The sequence below is a fragment of the Cryobacterium sp. TMB3-10 genome (genome assembly GCF_004402305.1).
Taxonomy (GTDB): domain Bacteria; phylum Actinomycetota; class Actinomycetes; order Actinomycetales; family Microbacteriaceae; genus Cryobacterium; species Cryobacterium zongtaii.
In genome coordinates this window covers 25,576-39,228 of sequence record NZ_SOGH01000020.1, presented here as the reverse complement: position 1 = coordinate 39,228, position 13,653 = coordinate 25,576, and the positions used below count along the sequence as shown (strand labels likewise).

The 13,653-nt window shown below is 67.8% G+C and carries 12 protein-coding genes; 2 read left to right on the top strand and 10 right to left on the bottom strand.

Annotated elements, in window-relative coordinates:
* Nucleotides 1-91 precede the first annotated feature (91 nt).
* Nucleotides 92-655 (top strand): hypothetical protein, encoded by a 564-nt coding sequence (locus E3T22_RS08265; RefSeq protein WP_088455937.1) that lies wholly within the window; start codon nt 92-94, stop codon nt 653-655.
* 80 nt (nt 656-735) lie between these two features.
* On the opposite strand, the gene E3T22_RS08260 is transcribed toward E3T22_RS08265, so the two are convergent.
* The 9 genes from E3T22_RS08260 to E3T22_RS08220 all read right to left on the bottom strand — a co-directional run bounded on the left by E3T22_RS08260 (nt 736) and on the right by E3T22_RS08220 (nt 11,796).
* Nucleotides 736-1,221, bottom strand: a complete 486-nt coding sequence (locus E3T22_RS08260) for an aromatic ring-opening dioxygenase LigA (RefSeq protein ID WP_134480851.1) — start codon at nt 1,219-1,221, stop codon at nt 736-738.
* A 185-nt stretch (nt 1,222-1,406) separates the two neighbouring features.
* Nucleotides 1,407-2,291: a pyruvate formate-lyase-activating protein gene (gene pflA, locus E3T22_RS08255; RefSeq protein WP_088455936.1), complete on the bottom strand. Its 885-nt coding sequence runs from the start codon at nt 2,289-2,291 to the stop codon at nt 1,407-1,409.
* Between the two features lie 46 nt (nt 2,292-2,337).
* The gene (gene pflB / locus E3T22_RS08250) at nt 2,338-4,605 is read right to left on the bottom strand and encodes a formate C-acetyltransferase (RefSeq protein ID WP_088455935.1); all 2,268 of its coding nucleotides are present in this window, start codon (nt 4,603-4,605) and stop codon (nt 2,338-2,340) included.
* A gap of 198 nt (nt 4,606-4,803) precedes the next feature.
* Nucleotides 4,804-5,706: a sucrase ferredoxin gene (locus E3T22_RS08245; protein WP_088455934.1), complete on the bottom strand. Its 903-nt coding sequence runs from the start codon at nt 5,704-5,706 to the stop codon at nt 4,804-4,806.
* Nucleotides 5,703-6,947, bottom strand: coding sequence for a cupin domain-containing protein (locus tag E3T22_RS08240; protein WP_134480852.1), 1,245 nt, complete (start codon nt 6,945-6,947; stop codon nt 5,703-5,705). The genes E3T22_RS08245 and E3T22_RS08240 overlap by 4 nt, the downstream gene beginning before the upstream one ends.
* Nucleotides 6,947-7,201 carry a BatC protein gene (locus tag E3T22_RS08235; RefSeq protein WP_134480853.1) on the bottom strand — a complete coding sequence of 85 codons (255 nt, stop codon included), beginning with the start codon at nt 7,199-7,201 and terminating at the stop codon, nt 6,947-6,949. The genes E3T22_RS08240 and E3T22_RS08235 overlap by 1 nt, the downstream gene beginning before the upstream one ends.
* A 157-nt stretch (nt 7,202-7,358) precedes the next feature.
* Entirely contained in the window at nt 7,359-9,185 is a 1,827-nt protein-coding gene (locus E3T22_RS08230; protein ID WP_134480854.1) for an HNH endonuclease signature motif containing protein, read from the bottom strand.
* 259 nt (nt 9,186-9,444) lie between these two features.
* Complete coding sequence (locus E3T22_RS08225; RefSeq protein ID WP_134480855.1) at nt 9,445-10,833, bottom strand: FAD-binding oxidoreductase; 1,389 nt, start codon at nt 10,831-10,833, stop codon at nt 9,445-9,447.
* A 225-nt stretch (nt 10,834-11,058) separates the two neighbouring features.
* Nucleotides 11,059-11,796: a DUF72 domain-containing protein gene (locus E3T22_RS08220; RefSeq protein ID WP_241983640.1), complete on the bottom strand. Its 738-nt coding sequence runs from the start codon at nt 11,794-11,796 to the stop codon at nt 11,059-11,061.
* A gap of 151 nt (nt 11,797-11,947) precedes the next feature.
* Here E3T22_RS08220 and E3T22_RS08215 point away from each other — a divergent pair, with 151 nt between their 5' ends.
* A complete protein-coding gene (locus E3T22_RS08215; protein WP_134409148.1) occupies nt 11,948-12,784 on the top strand; it encodes a hypothetical protein in 837 nt (278 codons plus the stop codon).
* 22 nt (nt 12,785-12,806) lie between these two features.
* Here the strand turns inward: E3T22_RS08215 and E3T22_RS08210 are convergent, their stop codons facing one another.
* The gene (locus E3T22_RS08210; RefSeq protein ID WP_088455928.1) at nt 12,807-13,646 is read right to left on the bottom strand and encodes an SDR family NAD(P)-dependent oxidoreductase; all 840 of its coding nucleotides are present in this window, start codon (nt 13,644-13,646) and stop codon (nt 12,807-12,809) included.
* Between the last annotated feature and the right edge of the window lie 7 nt (nt 13,647-13,653).

The following is a 13,653-nucleotide window of genomic DNA, read 5'->3' as shown; positions in this document are numbered from 1 at the left end:
GAACCCCTCGAACAGGGGCAGTGCGCCGCTGGACGGACGGCGCGGGTTTCGGGCGGCGTTAGAGTTGCGTGTCACGTTCTCTGGAGGAAAGATGGCCGGACCGGCAATGCCCAATGTGCCCAGCAGGCGCAACGTCAAGGTGCTCACGGATGCGATCATCGCCCTCGAATCCGGAACCGGCGTGTCCGCCATGTTCCTGACCAAGCGCTACGGCGCCTTCACGATCGACGGCACCGCATTCATCTCCGCGTCGGTCAAGACACTCACCGTCGGCGGCCGCTCCATCGAGCAGAATCTCAAGCCGCACAAGTCCCTGCAGGCATTGCGCACCCTTGAGCCGAGCGACGGTGAGACGGCGGATGAGGCGCCGGGCATCGAACAGGACCTCACAGCACCCGCCGTGGCACACGGCGACCTGATCTCGGTGCTCTTCGTCGACCCGGCCTACGGGCCGTTCACCGTCACCGGGGTGGCTGTCGCGTCGACGGTGAGCGATGTGGTGCTCGTCGGCGGTTGGTTTGTGAGCCGGGCCGGCACCACGGCTCCCCGCGTGGTGAGTGTTGAGGTGTTGGCCGCCAGCGGCACCCACGAGTACCCGTTGCCGCCGCGCATCGTGAGTTGGGGCGAAGACACCGAGGGCGCGACCGAGTACTGAGCTCCAGAGCGAGCCAACCCCCTTGAACCCGAAACGACCCGGCAGCGAAAGCTGCCGGGTCGTTCGTGAAGCGGGTACGACTACGCGCGAACGCCCGTGGCCGTGGTCTTCTTGGGCCAGGCCGGAGCGAGGGTAAGGATGGCCCAACCGAACAGGCCGGACAGGACGCCCATGCCGATGGCGAAGGCCGAGACACCGAACGACACCACGGAGGTGAAGAGCGAGGTGCGCAGGAACGACGCGTTCATGACCGTCGCACGCAGCGGGTCTTCCTTGTCGAGTTCGGCGTAGGTCTTGCCCTCGGCCATGTCCAGCGCGTGGTGGTTGATGATGTCGGCCTGGGCGAATGCGGAGAACGGTCCGACGACCGGGGTGCCGGCGAGGAACGCGGCGTCTTCGGAGACGGTGATCTTCTCGGCGGAGAGCTGCGAGCTGACAACGCCCCAGACCACACCTCCACCGATGATCATGACGACGGCGCCAAGAATTCCGGCCCAGCCGATGAGCTTGAGGACCTTGACCTTGGTGGCTCCCAGGGTGGTGGCCGGAACGGTTGCTGTTGACACGATGTTGCCTTTCGTTGCGGTTCTGAAGATGCTCACAGTCTGGCAGCATCCGGTTTTCCCAGTCAGGGTACAAAGTCCCTGGCTTCAAATTCGTAACACTTAAGGTGCTGATCAGAACGAAAAAAGGCCTCACACATTTATATGCGTAAGGCCGATATTCGTCGGTGTGTCAGATTTCTCGACTCCTAGAAGACCGTCAGTCCCCGTGCCTCGAACTGGCCGCGCACCCGGGTGAGCACGTCGTTCTCCGGCGGGTGCACGCCGTGCAGCGGGTACGGGATGCTCAGGCGGTCCCACTTGTCCTCGCCCATCTGGTGGAAGGGCAGGACCTCGACGCGCTGAACGTTGGGCCAGCTCGCGACGATGTCGACGACGGCTTCGACGTTGTCGACGGCGTCGGTGAGCCCGGGCACCAGCACGAAGCGCACCCAGACCGGGATGTTGCGCTCGGCGAGCCTGTCGCCGAAGGCGATCGTCGGTGCAAGTTCGCGGCCGGTGACCTTCTTGTAGGTGTCCGGCAGGCCCGACTTGACGTCGAGCAGAACCAGGTCGACATTGTCGAGAAGTTCGTCGGAGGCGCTCTTGCCGAGGTAGCCGGAGGTGTCCAGGGTGGTGTGCACGCCCAGGGCGTGCGCCTCCTTGAACATCCGCTTGACGAAAGCGGGCTGCATCAGCGGTTCGCCGCCGGAGATGGTGAGGCCACCGTTGGTGGCCTTGAAGACGCCCAGGTAGCGGGTCATGCGGGCGACCAGGTCGTCGATGGGCGTGACCAGGCCGTCGCGCATCTTCCAGGTGTCCGGGTTGTGGCAGTACTGGCAGCGCAGCAGGCAGCCGGAGAGGAACAGGGTCATGCGGGTGCCGGGGCCGTCAACGGCCGTCACGAGCTCCCAGGAGTGCACGCTGGCGACGGTGCCCTCGCGGATTGCCTTCATTTCGAGGGTGTGCAGTTCGGCCTTGCGGTCGACGTCGTTCAGGGCACTGATCTCGTCGGCCACGTCGACCGAAAGGTCGACGTGCTCGACGACTACAGGACAGGCAACGCTAGGGAAGCCGAGGTTGATTGCGGTCATGGTCTCGTCCTACCTAGCGTTGCCGGTCATCTGTAAGGGTGTTCTCTTAGTGCGAGTGGAACGTGCGGCTGATGACATCCATCTGCTGCTCGCGGGTGAGCCGGACGAAGTTCACCGCGTAGCCGGAGACGCGAATCGTCAGCTGCGGGTAGTTTTCCGGGTGCTCCATGGCGTCTTCGAGAGTCTCTTTGTTGAGCACGTTGACGTTGAGGTGGTATCCGCTGGCCGAGGTGAACGCGTCGAGCAGTCCGACCAGGCTGGTGACCTGCTCGTCCTTGGTGTGACCGAGGCCACTGGGAACGACGGTGTTGGTCAGCGAGATGCCGTCCTGCGCTTCACTGTACGGGAGCTTGGCGACGCTGAGTGCCGACGCGAGCATGCCGTGGGTGTCGCGGCCGTTCATCGGGTTTGCACCCGGTGCGAACGGCTCACCCTTGCGACGGCCGTCCGGCGTGTTGCCGGTGGCCTTGCCGTAGACCACGTTGGACGTGATCGTCAGGATCGACTGGGTGTGGATGGCGTCGCGGTAGGTCGGGTGCTTGCGGATCATCGTCATGAAGCGTTCCATGACGTCGATCGCGATGGCGTCGACCCTGTCGTCGTCGTTACCGAAGGCGGGGAACTCGCCCTCGACGGTGTAATCGACAACCAGACCGGTCTCGTCGCGCACCGGACGGACCGTGGCGTACTTGATAGCGGACAGCGAGTCAGCAACCACGCTCAGGCCGGCGATGCCGCAGGCCAGGGTGCGGATGATCTTCTGGTCGTGCAGGGCCATCTCGAGGCGCTCGTACGCGTACTTGTCGTGCATGTAGTGGATGCAGTTCAGCGCGGTGACGTAGGTCTCGGCGAGCCATTCGAGGGTCTCGAGGTAGGCCGGGAAGACGGTGTCGTAGTCGAGGACCTCGTCGGTGTTCGCTGCGGTGGCCGGTGCGATCTGCTTGCCGGACACCTCGTCGCGGCCGCCGTTGATCGAGTACAGCAGCGCCTTGACAGCGTTGACGCGGGCTCCGAAGAACTGCATCTGCTTGCCGACGCGCATCGGCGAGACGCAGCATGCGATCGCGGCGTCGTCACCCATCTCGTTGCGGATGAGGTCGTCGGACTCGTACTGGATGGCCGACGTGTCGATCGAGACCTGGGCGCAGAAGCGCTTGAAGCCCTCGGGCAGCTTGTCGCTCCACAGCACGGTCAGGTTCGGCTCGGGTGCGGGGCCCACGTTGTACAGGGTCTGCAGGAAGCGGAACGCGGTCTTGGTGACGAGCGGGCGACCGTCTTCACCGATGCCGGCGAGCGACTCGGTGACCCAGGTGGGGTCGCCGGCGAAGATGTCGTCGTACTCGGGGGTGCGGAGGAACCGGACGATGCGCAGCTTGATGACGAGGTCGTCGATGAGCTCCTGGGCGCCGGATTCGGTCAGGGTGCCGGCCTTGAGGTCGCGCTCGATGTAGGCGTCGAGGAAGGCCGCGTTGCGGCCGAACGACATTGCCGCACCGTTCTGCTCCTTGACCGCACCGAGGTACGCGAAGTACAGCCACTGAACGGCTTCCTTGGCGGTGGTGGCGGGCTTGGAGATGTCGGAGCCGTAGCTGGCTGCCATCTGCACGAGTTCCTTGAGGGCCCGGATCTGCTCCGAGTTCTCCTCGCGGGCACGGATGATGTCCTCGGTCGAGGGCTCCATGTCCAGCTCGGCGCGGTCGTTCTTCTTGCCGGCGATCAGCGCGTCGACACCGTAGAGGGCGACACGGCGGTAGTCACCGATGATGCGGCCGCGGCCGTAGGCATCCGGGAGTCCCGTGATCAGGTGGCTGCTGCGCGCACGACGCACACCGGGAGGGTAGACGTCGAAGACCGCGGTGTTGTGCGTCTTGCGGTAGTCGGTGAAGATCGTCTCGAGCTCGGGCGACACGGGGTAGCCATAGGTCTCGAGGGAGGTGGCGACCATGCGCCAGCCGCCGAACGGCATGATCGCACGCTTGAGCGGCGCATCCGTCTGGAGTCCGACGATGACCTCGTTGGCCTCGTCGATGTAGCCGGGCTTGTGCGCGGTGATGGACGACGGGGTCGTCGCGTCGATGTCGTAGACACCCTTTTCGCGCTCGACCGGGAACATCGCGGACAGTTTTGCCCAGATGCCGGTGGTGCGCTCGGTGGCGCCGGCGAGGAAGCTCGCGTCGCCGAGGTACGGCGTGTAGTTGCGCTGGATGAAGTCGCGCAGGTTGATCGAGTCCTGCCACGGGCCGCTGACGAATTCGGCGGCGCCGGTTTCTGCAAGACCCTGCTGGTCGCTTCGGATGCCATCTGTGACGGTCATATGGTGTGCTCTCCTTGTAGGATCGAGGCTTTCCCGCTGACTGGGTGTTTATCCCACCGTGCGGGCCATGAGAGCAGGACCACGAGGTACCAGCTAGTGCCACGGTGCCGGTGATTCGCCCTCTACTGGGAACACTACCCTCCGAGTGGGGCCCGAAACCGGGACCTTGGTCCCGTATTCACCTCCAGTTGGGGGGTGTCAGCCCGGGGTTATCGAGCGCAGTTCGAACTCCCGCACCGGCCGGGCAGTGCTGGCCGCACAGGTGCTGAGCAGCGGCGCCGACAGGCTCTCGGTGAGCTTCACCGCGAGCCGTTCATCGCCGTGGATGAAGCTCACGGTGTGCACTCCCCCCGATTCCGTCCAGGAGCTGTAGTCGAAGGCGTCGATGCGGTCGTCACCCCGGTTCGCCCGCGCGAACGCGGCAGCCGCTTGCACCACATTGGGCAGCGAGCTGCGGCCCCGGAACCAGCGCGGTTCGATACGACCGTCGAGGTAGGCGTCGACGAGGTCCGCGGCTTCGGCGGCGGTCACCCGGCCGTAGTACAACCCGTGCGGGAACAGGATCAGGGTGGCCGCGAACCTGTCTCCGCCCAGGTGCGAGCATTCCCAGGTGGCGGCCGGGTAGGCCTGGGCGAGGGCGGTGACCACCGGCCGCCCCTTCACGGCGCAGCACTGGTCGTGCCGGGCATGGGTGCACACGCAGATGAGCGGCTCGGTCGACGGCGCGCCGGTCGCACCGTCCAACGGCACCTGCAACAGATCGGCGGGATCGGTCACCACCCCCCAGTGCACCCGTTCGTGTCCGACCCTGGCGTCAACGGCCGCCCACCGCCATTCGGTCTGGGCGCGGCGCTGGTGCGCGGTGCGGCCGGTTCGACGAATGGCGAGCGGGCGGATGCCCGCGGATTCGATGCGGGTCACCAGAGCCCGGGCGAGTGCGGGGTCCAGCGGCGACTGCAGGAACGCGTGCGCGCCCCAGGCCCCGTCGATCTCGACGAGGAACCAGCGTTCGCCATAGCCGGCCGTACCCGGGAGCGGATCGCCGCGCTCCAGCGACCGATCGCTGCACGGCAGCCAGCCCGGGGCGGAGGGGAGGCTCATCGCACCACCAGGACACCCTCGCGCACCAGGCGCCGGGCCACCACGAGGGAGGACGCCGCATCCAGTCCGGCCAGGCCGCCGGCCTGCAGGGGGTGTCCGGTGAGGATCTGGGCCAGGGCGTCGGCGGCCTCCGCCGGGAGCGTCACGGTCTTGTCCGGCAGCACGAGAGAGACGTCACCGGGGTTCGGGCCCGCCCGGAACCGGGCGCCGAGTCCCCGCCGCAGGCTCACGGTGGTGGCCTCGTGCAGTGCGGTGGCGGCCGCCGTGGTCGCCAAGGGGCCGATCGGCTCGGCCCGGGTGGACGCCCGCAGGCGCCCGGCCAGTCGCCGGGACACCGCCTCGGCCGGGGCCGCATCCGCGCCCGTGAACCGGCTGAAGTCGTCGACGGTGTCGGCCAGCAGGGCGCCGACGGTCGCCGCATCCGTGAGGTCGACACCCAGGGGAAGGGCGGCGCGCAGGCTCTCGGCGGCCGCAGCGTGCGCGACGGCCTCGCGCAGCACATCGTGGCGGGTGAGGGCGGCGACGCCGATGGTGAGGTGGATCGAGGTGCCGCCCAGCGCCGTCGCCGAGTGGATCCACCCTCGGGGCAGGTAGAGCACGTCGTTCGGCCTGAAGACCTCGTCGATGGCCGGCTCGTCCTCGGCCCGTCGCTCCACCGCACGGCGATGGTCGGTCCACGGCTGGTCGCGGAGTGGGCGCGGGTGCACCGGAGGATGGATGCGCCAGCGCTTCTCCCCCGCAATCTGGAGCACAAACACATCGTGCACGTCGTAGTGCGGGTCAAAGCCGCGCTCCGCGGCCGGGGTGACGTAGGCGTTCACCTGGACGGGGTGCCCGAGGTCTCTCGTGAGCTGCCGGGTGAATTCGGCCAGCGGCGGCCAGGTGCGATGCAGCCCCTGGAGCACCAGGGTGGCTCCGTCGGTGAACTCGTCGAGCACCTTGTCGGCGCTCACCTGGTCGGCGATCTCAGCGCCCAGGCCGCCCGGTGCGGTGTACCGGCCGGGGTCGAGCACGGTGCCCTGCCGCGCCATGCGCACAAACGGGGTGCGCAGACCACGGTGGGTGACCAGCTCGTCGACGGCGTCTGCGGTGAAGAGGTCATCGAACCTGCCCCGCAGGGCGGCCGCGCGGGTGAAGAGCGGCCGACGGTCCCAGTAGTCCGTGGCGAAGGCCTCCGGCGTGACCTCGAGCAAGCGCATGAGCGCGGGACGATCGCTCGCCCCGCGCCCTTCGCTCGTCATCAGGCGGTTCCGTCGGCGCCGCCGTCGTGACCTTCGGGGTTGGCGCCGCCGTCTGCAACGCCCTCGCTCGAGGCGGAGCCGTCAGCGCCACCGTCGTGGCCTGCCGGGTTGGCGCCGCCGTCCGCGGTGCCCTCTCCGGCGTCCGCGGTTCCGTCGGCACCGCCGTCGTGGCCCGCCGAATTGGCGCCGCCATCGGCCGTACCTTCGTTCGCATCCGCGCCGGATGTGGTGATGTCGTCGTCATTGATGCCCACTGCATACCTCCGTAGCCGTAACCGGGCGCCGGCTGACGCCCAAGGCGATAGTACGTCGCGGGCCGCCCCGATGGCAGGGCCAGCAACAAATCACCGTCGGTTGAGCCCGTCGAGCCTGGTGACCCAGAATCCGGACTCGGGCGCCCTCATGCCGCGGCTACTCGTCTTGCCGGCGGTATTTGGGGTCGTGGGCGCGGTGTTGGGGTGGTTTTCGCCAGGTGTCGGTGGGGTCGATCCAGTGTGGGGCTTTGACTTCGGGCATGCCCAGGACCATGCGGATGTGCCACCCGGAGGTGTCGATGTTGTGGTGGTGGCGCCAGCACAGCAGTACCCCGTTCGAGACGTTGGTGGGGCCGCCGTGCTGCCACGGTGTCACGTGGTGGACTTCGGTCCATTGCGGTGGGCAGGTGCAGCCGGGGATGATGCAGCCGCCGTCTCGGGCGGTGATCGCCCTGCGTTGCAGCGGCGTGAAGCAGCGGACTGTGTCGCCGAGGGCGAGGACGGCGCCGGTGCCGCCGAAGAGGATCGGCCGGAAGCCGCCGTTGTCGACCATCTGGTTGATCGTCTTCATCGGGATCGGCCCCTCGACGCCGTCGATCCAACCGACCCCGACCCCGTTGATCAGGTCGGTTGCGTTCACGTGCACCATCACCGTCGGCGGCATCCCGCCCATGGTCGGGGTGCGAGGGTCTTGGGCGACCTGGACCAGGATGCCGCGGAGAATATCGGCGCGTTTCTGACCACCGTCGCGTTCGTCGAGGATCTCGCCGGGCACGAGTTCGCCGGCCTCGATACGCTGCTGCTCCTCCGCGGACGGGAACGCGGGAGCGCTGCGCGCGGACAGGAACGTGTCGAACAGGTTCTGCATGATGCCCTTGAGCTCCGGGGTCACCCCGCCGCGCAGCGGGTGCAACCCCTGGGCGAGCTTGCCGAACGAGAACGTGGATTTGGCCTCGAGGATCTCCGCAGTGGGCGCGGCCCCGTCCGGGTTCAACACCGCCTGCCACGTCGCCGCCATCTCCCGGATCCGGTCCGCCGGGAAAGTGAACCCCGCCGACGCACCCAGACGCCGGACCGGCCCCGTGCAGACTTGTCCGGCGCCGGCGCCGGCGCCGGCATCATCGGCATCGGTGGCGGTGGCGATGTCGCCGGGTCCGGGGGTGCGGCCGAACACGGACCCGGTCGCGGACTCCACCAGCTCGGCCTCACCACCGTCCACCAGCAACTGGTCGGCATCGAAGCGGCCGTGCACCTTGTAGTCGGCCAGGCCCTTCACAATGTTCTCCGCCGCATCAAGACCGATCTCCCCGGCGCTCAGTGCCGCGGCCACGAACGGGAACTCGGGCTCGAGGACCATGCCGCCCAGCATCCGCGGGGCGACCTTCTCACCCAGGGCCACGCGCCGTTTCATCTCCGGCACCGACGTGCCGGTCAGCCCGATCAGCAGATCATTCTGGTGCGACGCCCCCAACCGCCAGGCCAACGACTCCGTGCCCAGCCCGCTGCGGGACCGGTAACCCACCACGGTCGCCGTGGCCACCCGGGCGGCATCCACCGGCCGGCCGGTCCGCTCGACCATCTGCGTCAACGCGACCACCTCCGGGTCACTCAACGCGTTCACATCAATGGAATCCATCACCGCCATCACCGTCCGCGCCGCATCATCCAACGCCTGGAGCTTCTGACCGAACGCACCAGTATGCGCGCGCTGCACCCCTGGCAGCTCGGCCGGATCCCGCCACTCAGGCCGCGGCTTAGACGGACCCCGACCGGACCGACCGGGACGGGACGAGCCCGTCGCGGGGCCGGCCGCAGGGCCGGCTGCAGCGGCGGCCTTCATGTCGGTGGTGCCGCTCAGACTGTCGGCATCCGGGCCGGTGAAGGGATCCGGACCGACCAGACCGGTGTTCCAGTCGTGCAGGTTCGGACCGGTGGGAGTCATTCCCGTCGGTGCGGTGGAGCCACTATCCAGCTCGTCGTCCATACCCCCATTCTCTCACGAATCGCACCTATATGCGAGGAAATGTCAGCAAGTTCCGGAACGGATATCGAAAACATTTCCTAACTGCAGAGGATGGCTCGCGGGGTCTCGACAAGCTCGCCCGCCGGGACGGGCGCGTTGTCGAGGACGGGTTGCGGGTTCGAATTCGGCATGGTCACCACGAAATCGACAGGCACGACAAGCGGGGATAGAACACTCTCGCGCCCGACCAGCGCTCGGACCTCGCGCGCGGGCCGACGCCCTAGAGCTTCTTGCCGGGGTTGAGGATCGAGTGCGGGTCGAAGGCCGCCTTCACCCGCAACTGCAGGTCGCGCAGCACCGGGCCGAGCTCGTCATCGAGGTGTGCCCGCTTGAGCACACCAATTCCGTGCTCCCCCGACGCCGACCCGTCGAGCGAGATCGCCAGGTCGATCACCCTGGCGAACGCCGCGTGCGCCTTGTCGATCTCACCGGGCACCTCGGGGTCGTAGCCGATCACCGGGTGCAGGTTGCCGTCGCCCACGTGGCCGCCGGTGCTGATGGGCACGTCGAGTTCCCGGGAGATCTCGGCCAGACCCTGCAGCAGGGCGCCGAGCTGGGAGCGTGGCACCGTGATGTCCTCGTTCAGGCAGCCGCCACGCACGGCCTGCACGGCCGGGTGCAGCAGACGCCGCGCGCTCATCAGCCGCTCGAGCGACTCGGCATCGTGTGCGATGGTGACCACGCCGGCTCCGGCGGTTCGCAGCACCTCGGCGTAGACCTCGACGTCGTCGTGGGCCTGGCCGATCTGGTCCGACTGCACAAGCAGCAGCGCGCCGGCCCCGGCCGGCAGAGTGGAGGCCGGATCGAACGCGTTGATCGCGGCGATGCAGGCACCGTCGAGGAATTCGACAACGCTCGGCCGGCGGTCCCCGGCAACGATCGTATTGGCGGCCGCCAGCGCATCCGCGGTGTTGGCGAAGGTCGCCGCCACGCCGGAGGGGCTCCCGGGTTTGGGCAACAAGCCCACGGTGATCTCGGTGATGATGCCCAGGGTTCCTTCTGAGCCCACCAGCAACGCGGTGAGGTTGTAACCGGCGACGCCCTTGATGGTGCGCTGCCCGGTGCGCACGATCGACCCGTCGGCGAGCACCACCGTGAGTTGGCGCACGAAGTTGCCGGTGACGCCGTACTTGACAGAGAGCATCCCGCCGGCGTTGGTGGCCACGTTGCCGCCGATGGTCGAGGCTCGCCACGAGCCGGGATCCGGCGGGTAGAACAGGTCAACGGCCTCGGCCGCGCGGGCCAGCGCGATGGTGCGCACGCCGGCCTGCACCGTGGCGGTCTGGTTTGCGGCATCGACGGCCAGGATCTTCTTGAGCCGGGTGGTGCTCAGCACGATGGCGCCGTCGATGGCGTTCGCCCCGCCGGCCAGCCCGGTGCGAGCTCCCTGCGGCACGATCGGGATGCGGTGGGCGGCTGCGATGGTGACGACCGCGGCGACCTCTTCGGTGCTGGCCGGAAAGACCACGGCCAGCGGCTCACCGCTGAAGGTTCCTTCGGACTGGTCCCGACGGTTGCTCTCGGTGCTGGGACCCGTCACGATCTGCGCGGCGGAGAGCACGGCGGAGAGCTCGGTGACAACTGTGGACGCGACGTGGGTCTCGGTCATGAATACCTCTGCTGGAATCGCACCGTCGACCGGTGCCTCATCGACGCGCTCACTCGTCAGACCGCGCCCGGGGCCACAATTCTATGCAGGTGATTTCACCGTGACCCGCGCTTTGGCAAGGCCGGCCCGGTAATTCTGGGCGTCCATACCGCTTTGCATATCTCACCCTCGCCGCGGGCGCTAGGGGCCTTGTGCGGGCATTGTGACCCGGGGAACCGTGTTCCGTCACACCCCGAGTTCCGCGCGCAGCGCCCAGGCATTCCGCACCGCGTTGCCGTCGCCATCGTTGTTGAAGTAGGCGAACACCTCCCGGCCCTGGGCCGACCACTCGCGAATGCGGCCTGCCCACCACCGCAAGTCGGCATCGGAATACGACCCCGCGTAGAGGGAGTCATGCGCAGGGCCGTGCAGCCGGAGATAGACGAAGGGCGCGGTCGCGCGCAGCACACAGGGCAGCCCCGCCCCGCTCATCACGCAATAGGCGGCTCCGTGCCGCTCCAGCAGGGCGAAGACCTCGTCGTCGAGCCAGCTCTCGTGCCGGAACTCCACCGCCACCGGGATCCAGCACGGAAGGGAGCCGAGGAAGTAGTCCAGGCGTGCGTCGTCGCGGGTCTGGCCTGGGCCCAGTTGCACCAGGAGAACGCCGCGCCGGTCGCCCAGCTCGTGCCAGCCCGCGCCGATCCGCTCTGCCCAGACCTCCGGCGCATAGAGCTTTTTCGCGTGGGTCAGGCCCCGGGGAGCCTTCACCGACATCTGAAAGCCCGGGGGCAACCGTCGGTGCCAGCCCGCGAACACCGTCGCGCGGGGCCACCGGTAGAAGCTCGCATTGAGTTCGACAGTGTCGAAGGCCGCCACGTAGTACGCCAACCGCTTCGCTGCGGGCAGGCCGATGGGATAGAGCACGTTCTCCCAGTGGTCGTAGCTCCAGCCCGAGGTACCGATGTGAATCATCGGTCCGGTCATAACACCGGGTCTGTAGTATTTCAAGTCACGGTCCGGCGACATGACCGGCACGTCTACGCAGCGGGGGGTGGCACGGATTTCAGGGGATGTTCGACACACGTCTCGCCCACGCCTGCCACCGGCGCGCTGGGCGACGGGCCACCGCGCCCGGATGATCGTGGCCGCGATCACCCTCGTACTGGTTGTGGCTGTCGTCCTGGTCGTACGGGCGGTTTCCCTGGCGACGGCCCAGAGCGAATACGATGCCGCCGCTGCCGCCTTCCAGAGCGATCAGGCCGCGGCCGTGCGAACCGTCACCGATGGCGAGACCGCGCTCGACGATGCCATCGCCACCCTGGCCGCGAGCGAGGGCAAGGTCTTCACCGAGCAACCCAGACTCGAGCTGGCTGACGCCATCGATACCGCAACCACGCGCCTGAGCGCGGCCGCCCAGAAGCTCACGACAGCGGAGAGCACCGCTGCGTCGTCGGCCGCCTCGACCACCCTCTTCGAGATGGGCGTCGGGGTGCGCGATGACGCCCGCACCCTCTCCGCGTTCGACTTCGGTGCCGCAAACGGCGTCGACGGCGTCGCCGAGGACCTCGCCGTGCCGATGGCGGCCGTCAACGCCGCCATGGCCGAGTGGCAGGCCGAGCAAGAGCGGATCCTGCGCGAGAGGTACACCAACAATGTGCACGCCACGGGCTGGACGCCGGAGCTCGACCAGTGCATCGGCTCCGTGGACGTGACCGCGCACTACCAGGACGTTCCCACCATCGCCGAGCACTGGTCGTGCGGCGGCAAGGACTTTCCGGACGACGCCGGCACCGTGATCACCCTCACCGGGGTGCACGCCGGAACCTACCGGGTGGACGGCATCGTGGTCATGCTCAACGCCGACCGGGACAGCACCGCTGACATCCCGCGGGGCTACGACCTGCTCTACCAGACCTGCCAGAACGGGCAATCCTCGACCATGTCGTTCACGGCCCTGACCAAGATCGTCTAGGCCGAACAGGTATCGGTCGGGCTCAGCTGCCCTGTGGAAGCAGGTCGGTGGCGACCATGTCGATGCTGCGTTCCCAGAGCGCCGTCGCGAGGCCGGCATCCGTCGCCTGATGGTTCGTGGAGTGCACCTTGCGCTTCTCGTAGTACTCGCCCGACTGCCAGTCGACGCCGGCGGCCGTGCTCGCCAGCCAGACCAGGGTGTCCGCGCCCTTCTCCGGCGTGATGAGCATGCGCTTGAGTGCGGTCTGGTAGACCAGCCGCATGATGCTTGTGGAGTCGGTGGAGAAGCTCGTGGCGACCACACCCGGGTGGAACGCCGCCGTGACCAGACCGCGCGAATTGTAGCGCCGGTGCAGTTCGCGGGTGAAGAGGATGTTGGCGAGCTTCGCATCGCCGTAAGCGTTGTTGGGCGAGTACTTGCGGTCGTTCTCGAGGTCGTCGAGGTCGATTCGACCGAACCGGTTGGCGGTGCTCGACGTGTTGATCACCGACGCCCGGCTGGAGAGCAGGCGATCCATCAACAGGGTGGTCAGCAGGAACGGCGCCAGGTGGTTCACCTGGAAGGTCTTCTCGTGGCCGTCGACGGTGATCTCGCGGTTGCCCATGATGCCGCCGGCGTTGTTGGCGAGCACATCGATGCGCGGATAGCGCTGCAGGAGTTCGGCGGCCAGGGTGCGCACCTCGGCGAGCCGGCCGAAGTCGGCGATGAAGTGGTCTGCACCGAGCTCGGCGGCGATGGCCTCGGTCTTCTGCGGCGAGCGCCCGACAATCACGATGCGCTCACCGGTCGCTGCCAAGGCTCGGGCGGCTGCCGCACCGATGCCGTCGCTGGCACCGGTGATCACAATGGTTCGGTCGGTCATCTGGTGC

Coding starts and splice junctions, on each gene's coding strand:
- E3T22_RS08240 (WP_134480852.1), bottom strand. CDS start 6,947: ATGACGAGCGAAGGGCGCGGGGCGAGCGATCGTCCCGCGCTCATGCGC.
- E3T22_RS08230 (WP_134480854.1), bottom strand. CDS start 9,185: ATGGACGACGAGCTGGATAGTGGCTCCACCGCACCGACGGGAATGACT.
- E3T22_RS08245 (WP_088455934.1), bottom strand. CDS start 5,706: ATGAGCCTCCCCTCCGCCCCGGGCTGGCTGCCGTGCAGCGATCGGTCG.
- pflA (WP_088455936.1), bottom strand. CDS start 2,291: ATGACCGCAATCAACCTCGGCTTCCCTAGCGTTGCCTGTCCTGTAGTC.
- E3T22_RS08220 (WP_241983640.1), bottom strand. CDS start 11,796: ATGACCGGACCGATGATTCACATCGGTACCTCGGGCTGGAGCTACGAC.
- E3T22_RS08265 (WP_088455937.1), top strand. CDS start 92: ATGGCCGGACCGGCAATGCCCAATGTGCCCAGCAGGCGCAACGTCAAG.
- E3T22_RS08210 (WP_088455928.1), bottom strand. CDS start 13,646: ATGACCGACCGAACCATTGTGATCACCGGTGCCAGCGACGGCATCGGT.
- E3T22_RS08215 (WP_134409148.1), top strand. CDS start 11,948: ATGATCGTGGCCGCGATCACCCTCGTACTGGTTGTGGCTGTCGTCCTG.
- pflB (WP_088455935.1), bottom strand. CDS start 4,605: ATGACCGTCACAGATGGCATCCGAAGCGACCAGCAGGGTCTTGCAGAA.
- E3T22_RS08225 (WP_134480855.1), bottom strand. CDS start 10,833: ATGACCGAGACCCACGTCGCGTCCACAGTTGTCACCGAGCTCTCCGCC.